Below are 3,837 nucleotides of genomic sequence, written 5' to 3'. Positions count from 1 at the left end.
CGATACTTTGCAAGATGCGCTCTGTATTTTGCTTTGGCATCCACTACTGCAGGAGCGGAGTAAACCTTTTTTGTTTTGGAGTTTATTTTTTTCTCTTGCGCCGTTGTAGTAGGCGGAATCATGTTCAGTATCATTCTCATAATATTATTTCCAAGTGTGAAAATCTCTTTAAGGTGTTGGGCGGCCGTGTCAATAAGGGGAAGGGCGGAGCTTAAGCCCTTCCCTTGTTGCACAGCCTGACACCCGCGAAAGTAACCCACGAAAATAAATAACTATATATATATAGACTTTTTCGCGGGTTAATTTTCGTGCGAAAAAGTCTTCACTTTTTCTTTCGCGGGTTAGTTATCACACCTTACAATAATTGATGATTTTCCCTCCTCATCCTTTTTTGTTTTGAAACGTCCAGGCATTTCTTTGAGACGGTTCCATATCGTCCTTGTATTCACATTCATGTACTCACTCATCATGGCAGTTGTTACCTCTTCATTTTCCTGTGACAGATTTTCATATGCTATTTCAAAATCTGTTTGTCTTTTGTTTTTTCTTTCCTCCGGAGACTTCTGGGCCATCTTGCCTTTCTTCCACATCGGCAGATCGTCCTCCGGATCCAGATCTGCAAGTGCGCCGGTACGATCCAAATAGTGAATCGGATAAGCAAACCACAGATTGATTTCTGCCGGCTTCGGAAACTCGCGAAGTGTCATATCGATGCGCCATGCTGTCATGGTCTCGGCAGTGGCTTCAGCTTTTCTGACAAGCTCGTCGATCTCATCATCTGAGTATTTTGAGCGCAGCACCTTCCAGGCATGCCCCATCAGCTCTTTCCGCTTGTACAAGTCTGATGATGGGATCGTGCGGTAGTACTCAGGATCAGTTAGCTCAATTTCTCTGCCAATCACCCGGCAGACACATTCTGACTTCTGCCTATCAATGACAGCATCAGTAAGCGGCAGCTCGATCATGTCGATCATTGCGTCTGGATCTCTGGCAAATACTCCGGATCCCGAAGCACGATCCATAGATCTCTTCCCGCCCTGAGCGCCTTTGCTGTGATGGTGGCAATAGATCACGGAACAATTCAGCGATGTAGCTATTTTGTCAAATTGATTTGTGAATTTTGCCATCTGCTCTGCGGAATTCTCATCGCCTGTGATGACCTTGTAAATCGGATCGATCACAACAGCGATGAGATTTTCCTTCTGTGCGCGCCTGATCAGTTTCGGCGCCAGTTTATCCATCGGCACTGACTTGCCTCTCAGATTCCAGATCTGAATGTTCTGCAGATTGTTAGGAGGTAGTCCCATTGCGGTGTAGACATCCTTGAAGCGATGCAGGCAGCTTGCACGATCAAGTTCCAAATTGACGTACAGGACCTTGCCCTGTGCACACTGCCATTTCAGCCACTTCTTTCCTTCAGCAATTGCAATGCACAGCTCAATCAGTGAGAATGACTTTCCGGCCTTAGATGGTCCGGCCAGCAGCATCTTGTGTCCCTGGCGAAGCACACCTTCGATCAATGGCTGCGCCAGATCCGGCATATCATTCCATTCAGATGCAAGATTCTCAGGATCCGGAAGATCGTCATTGATTGATTCGATATATTCTGTCCAGGCATCCCAGGATGGCTGCCCGATATTCGTCGCAATCAGGAACTGCTTCTTTTTCCCGCGCCAGAACCCGGGCATTCGTGATAGTCTGCTCGGATTCTTAGCGCTTGGATCCACATCAAGCCCGTTCTGCTTGCAGATTTTGTAAAGATAGTCCACATGACGGCTGTATTCCTTTTCGTTGTTTGCATCCACACGGACAATCGCATGCAGCGACTTGTTCCCAGAATGCACTAGAGCGGCGATCGGAAGCTGCAGTTCCGTCATAATTGCGTACTGCATGTCGATTGCATTGGTATCTGACTCTACCAATGCATATCGATAGTCAGTAATATTCCCGATTTTTCCGCCTTGGCCATCCATCGGATTGAATGATATCCAAGCTCCGCATTCATGATCGTAGTCGTAGAATACGTCTTCGATTTTCTCAGCAGAGTCGAGTTCTTCCAGAAGTCTCCCCGCTGTCCGGTCATAGGTCCGTTTGCCGGGATGATACTTGCCTTTATCATCTTTGAAACAGGCCGTGCAGTAGGAAACATGATCATCCGGCTCGAATATCGCAGAAATGTAATTCCGGATATCTGCGATCTGATCCCAATTAGCCCCTGGCTCTGGGACTTCTTTTGAATCAATCATGTCACGGTCAAGAAACTGATAATCTGAAAGGTTTACGATTTCATCGTCCAGAATTTCTCTTCCGTGTTCACTGGATGATCCGCCGTATCCACGCTCAATTGCCATCTTGAACAACGTGTTTTCCGTAATTCCTGAGCTCTGGAAGGATTCCCATTTCTTGAAGCATCCTCCGTCGTAACGTTCAGGATCTCTGCGGCTCCACTCATCCCACAGTCCACATGGTGCACCGGCTGCTTTAATGGCCATGCCGATCTGCATCCAGTCACCATACGACAAAGATGAGGGATCTATGAACTCCAGTGCTGCTCTTAATTCATTTTCATCTGTCATAAGGTGGCTCCACCGGGATTGTATGTCGAAGGATTAACTCCTTCAGGAATGCGCCAGTTGTTATAGCTGATACGACTGATCATGTTGTTTGCTGAATTGAATTGCCATGTCCCGACGTGTTGGAATCCTCTGCTTTCAAGGAATCGAATCTGCTTCGGTGTAGCCAGTCCCTCCATCCGCCTTTTTGCAAGCTTATCCAGAATCAATTCAGCTTTTCCTGCGCATTCGATTTCATCCGGGAATATTCCGTACCGTTCCAAAGCTTCAAGCTGCTTCGGTGTAGGCGGACCCATTTCCCATCCGAGCGATGGCTCATAAGACGCGAGATCTTCTGCCTGGATGCTCATTTCAAATTGCAGCGGATCCACCAACTTGCGCTTCCGTTTCCGCATCGCTTCAAGCTGTTTTGCAAGAGACGCTTCACGCTGCTGCATAACATCTGTTGCAGCTTCCTGCTCAGCTTCTTCAATGTCGAACATTTCTCCTGCAGATTCTTCCAGATTCTTAGTCATCTGCTTTGAAACTTCTTCATTCGTGCAAATGATGTCAGCAGGACGACACAGTTCATGCTTTTCTGTCATCCACAGAAAATCTAGGATCAGAAGATTTTCTTTTCCTTTGCAGATTCGTGTGCCTCTTCCCACCATCTGGCAATAGAGAGATCTAACTTTCGTAGGGCGCAGGCATACAACGCAATCGACATCCGGGCAATCCCAGCCTTCCGTCAGCAGCATGCTGTTGCAGATGACGTTGTATTTACCTTCAGCAAAGTCCTTCAGAACCTGTTCCCTGTTATCAGACTGCCCATTTACTTCGGCAGCTTTAAATCCTTTTGAATTCAGGATATTTTGAAATTTCTGAGAGGTGGCAATCAAAGGAAGAAATACGACTGTTTTCCTGTCCTGACAATATTTCTTCATTTCTTCTGCGATCTGATTAAGGTACGGATCCAAAGCTGTATCGATGGAACCAGGTGTGTAGTCTCCTGCCTGTGTTTTAAGGCTTGTCATATCCAGTTGCAGCGGAACAGTCTGCGCAACGATCTTGCAGAGATACCCGTCTTTGATCGCCTGGACGATCGAATATTCAAACGCAATGGATTCAAACACTTCTCCAAGATGACGTTGATCTCCCCGATCCGGCGTAGCTGTGACGCCGAGGACATTTGCATCGCTGAAATGATCAATGATGCGTCGATATCCATCGGTAATTGCGTGATGCGCTTCGTCGATGATAATTGTTCCATAGTAGTTCGGATCAA

2 protein-coding genes are annotated in these 3,837 nt (G+C 46.8%); both read right to left on the bottom strand.

What is annotated here, in order from left to right; all coding sequences use genetic code 11:
• Positions 1-341: 341 nt before the first annotated feature.
• Positions 342-2,576, bottom strand: a complete 2,235-nt coding sequence (locus tag C1714_RS13640; RefSeq protein WP_102343782.1) for an AAA family ATPase — start codon at positions 2,574-2,576, stop codon at positions 342-344.
• The coding region (locus tag C1714_RS13635) for a DEAD/DEAH box helicase (protein WP_102343781.1) at positions 2,573-3,837 on the bottom strand (1,265 nt) is incomplete at its 5' end. The genes C1714_RS13640 and C1714_RS13635, both read right to left, overlap by 4 nt.

Source organism: Galactobacillus timonensis, assembly GCF_900240265.1.
In the GTDB taxonomy this organism is placed as follows: domain Bacteria; phylum Bacillota_I; class Bacilli_A; order Erysipelotrichales; family Erysipelotrichaceae; genus Bulleidia; species Bulleidia timonensis.
This window is presented reverse-complemented; position numbering and strand designations above follow the sequence as displayed.

Excerpts from the sequence above, each read along its gene's own strand:
- C1714_RS13640 (WP_102343782.1), bottom strand. The coding sequence starts at position 2,576 with ATGACAGATGAAAATGAATTAAGAGCAGCACTGGAGTTCATAGATCCC.